Below are 3,372 nucleotides of genomic sequence, written 5' to 3'. Positions count from 1 at the left end.
TGTTCCGGCGGTGTCCTACTCTCCCACACCCTGTCGAGTGCAGTACCATCGGCGCAGGTGGCCTTAGCTTCCGGGTTCGGAATGGGACCGGGCGTTTCCCCACCGCTATAGCCGCCGTAACTCTATGAAACTATCCACAGAGAGCCAACAACCCCTCAGGGTCATCGTCTGCCTGTATCTGTGTGTTGTTTCAGATACCGCACAGTGGACGCGTAACATCTTCGTTGGTAAGCCCTCGGCCTATTAGTACCAGTCACCTCCACACGTTACCGTGCTTCCAGTTCTGGCCTATCAACCCAATGATCTGTTGGGGGCCTTAACCCCTCGAGGGGGAGAGAAACCTCATCTTGGAACAGGCTTCCCGCTTAGATGCTTTCAGCGGTTATCCCTTCCGAACGTAGCCAACCAGCCATGCTCCTGGCGGAACAACTGGCACACCAGAGGTTCGTCCGTCCCGGTCCTCTCGTACTAGGGACAGCCTTCCTCAAGTTTCTAACGCGCGCGGCGGATAGAGACCGAACTGTCTCACGACGTTCTAAACCCAGCTCGCGTGCCGCTTTAATGGGCGAACAGCCCAACCCTTGGGACCTACTCCAGCCCCAGGATGCGACGAGCCGACATCGAGGTGCCAAACCATCCCGTCGATATGGACTCTTGGGGAAGATCAGCCTGTTATCCCCGGGGTACCTTTTATCCGTTGAGCGACACCACTTCCACACGTAGGTGCCGGATCACTAGTCCCGACTTTCGTCCCTGCTCGACCTGTCAGTCTCACAGTCAAGCTCCCTTGTGCACTTACACTCAACACCTGATTACCAACCAGGCTGAGGGAACCTTTGGGCGCCTCCGTTACACTTTAGGAGGCAACCGCCCCAGTTAAACTACCCACCAGGCACTGTCCCTGAACCAGATCATGGCCCGAGGTTAGAAGTCCAATACGACCAGAGTGGTATTTCAACGACGACTCCACCAACACTAGCGTGCCAGCTTCACAGTCTCCCACCTATCCTACACAAACCGTACCGAACACCAATACCAAGCTATAGTGAAGGTCCCGGGGTCTTTTCGTCCTGCCGCGCGTAACGAGCATCTTTACTCGTAATGCAATTTCGCCGAGTCTGTGGTGGAGACAGCAGAGAAGTCGTTACGCCATTCGTGCAGGTCGGAACTTACCCGACAAGGAATTTCGCTACCTTAGGATGGTTATAGTTACCACCGCCGTTTACCGGGGCTTAAATTCTCAGCTTCGCCCTTACGAGCTAACCGGTCCTCTTAACCTTCCGGCACCGGGCAGGCGTCAGTCCGTATACATCGTCTTACGACTTCGCACGGACCTGTGTTTTTAGTAAACAGTCGCTTCTCTCTGGTCTCTGCGACCCCATTCAGCTCGAGGAGCAAGTCCCGTCACCAAACAAGGCCCTCCTTCTCCCGAAGTTACGGAGGTATTTTGCCGAGTTCCTTCACCACAGTTCCCTCGATCGCCTCAGTATTCTCTACCTGACCACCTGTGTCGGTTTGGGGTACGGGCCGTGTACCAACTCACTAGAGGCTTTTCTCGGCAGCATAGGATCACTGAATTCACCTCAAACGGCTACGCATCACCTCTCAGGCACATGCTGTGCGGATTTGCCTACACAACGCCCTACAGGCTTACACCCGGTAATCCACCACCGGGCCCAGCTACCTTCCTGCGTCACCCCATCGCTTGACTACTACACCCAGGGTCGTGTGCATCCCCCTCTCTTCACCCGAAGGTGATAGATCCGGTTCAGGACACTTAGCACAGATGATTCGCCATTGGGCGCGGATACACGGGTACGGGAATATCAACCCGTTGTCCATCGACTACGCCTGTCGGCCTCGCCTTAGGTCCCGACTCACCCTGGGCGGATTAACCTGGCCCAGGAACCCTTGGTCATTCGGCGGACGAGTTTCCCACTCGTCTTTCGCTACTCATGCCTGCATTCTCACTCGCATGCCCTCCACACCTAGGTCACCCCGGCGCTTCCCTGGACATACGACGCTCCCCTACCCACCCAATCTCCTGGTCCGAAGACAAGATAATAATTGAGTGCCGCGGCTTCGGCGGTGTACTTGAGCCCCGCTACATTATCGGCGCAGGATCACTTGACCAGTGAGCTATTACGCACTCTTTCAAGGGTGGCTGCTTCTAAGCCAACCTCCTGGTTGTCTAAGCGACCCCACATCCTTTTCCACTTAGTACACGCTTAGGGGCCTTAGCCGGCGATCTGGGCTGTTTCCCTCTCGACTACGAACCTTATCGCCCGCAGTCTCACTGCCACGCTCTCACACACCGGCATTCGGAGTTTGGCTGACTTCGGTAAGCTTGTAGGCCCCCTAGGCCATCCAGTAGCTCTACCTCCGGCGTGAAACACGTGACGCTGCACCTAAATGCATTTCGGGGAGAACCAGCTATCACGGAGTTTGATTGGCCTTTCACCCCTACCCACAACTCATCCCCTCAGTTTTCAACCTAAGTGGGTTCGGGCCTCCACGACGTCTTACCGTCGCTTCACCCTGGCCATGGGTAGATCACTCCGCTTCGGGTCCATGATGTGCGACTCAACCGCCCTATTCGGACTCGCTTTCGCTACGGCTCCCCCACACGGGTTAACCTCGCCACACACCGATGACTCGCAGGCTCATTCTTCAAAAGGCACGCCATCACCCCACAAAGAGGCTCTGACGGATTGTAAGCGCACGGTTTCAGGTACTATTTCACTCCCCTCCCGGGGTACTTTTCACCTTTCCCTCACGGTACTAGTCCGCTATCGGTCACCAAGTAGTATTCAGGCTTACCGGGTGGTCCCGGCAGATTCACAGCAGATTTCACGGGCCCGCTGCTACTCGGGTGCCCATCACAGCAGAGAACGCGTTTTCGCTTACCGGACTCTCACCGTCTACGGTCGGCCATCCCAGACCAATTCAGCTAACACGAACTTTTCTGACTACTGCTCCTCACGGCAGTGAGAAGAAGATGGGTCCCACAACCCCGCATAGACAACAACTGCCGTCTATCACATCTACACGGTTTAGCCTCATCCGCTTTCGCTCGCCACTACTCACGGAATCACATGTTGTTTTCTCTTCCTGTGGGTACTGAGATGTTTCACTTCCCCACGTTCCCTCCACACACCCTATATATTCAGATGCGGGTAACACGACATCACTCGTGCTGGGTTTCCCCATTCGGAAATCCTCGGATCTCAGCTCGGTTGACAGCTCCCCGAGGCTTATCGCAGCCTCCTACGTCCTTCATCGGCTCTCGGTGCCAAGGCATCCACCGTACGCTCTTACACACTTACAAACAAAGATGCTCGCGTCCACTGTGCAGTTCTCAAACAACACACA

The 3,372-nt window shown here is 55.5% G+C and carries 2 rRNA genes; both read right to left on the bottom strand.

Annotated features, from left to right (window positions below):
- Nucleotides 1-2 precede the first annotated feature (2 nt).
- Nucleotides 3-119 (bottom strand): 5S ribosomal RNA (gene rrf, locus NRB20_RS37300).
- A 104-nt stretch (nt 120-223) separates the two neighbouring features.
- Nucleotides 224-3,328, bottom strand: a 23S ribosomal RNA gene (locus NRB20_RS37295).
- Nucleotides 3,329-3,372 lie beyond the last annotated feature (44 nt).

This window comes from Nocardia macrotermitis (assembly GCF_009604405.1).
Classification (GTDB): domain Bacteria; phylum Actinomycetota; class Actinomycetes; order Mycobacteriales; family Mycobacteriaceae; genus Nocardia; species Nocardia macrotermitis.
Note: the sequence above shows the minus strand (reverse complement) of the source record. Positions and strands in the feature narration are given on the sequence as shown.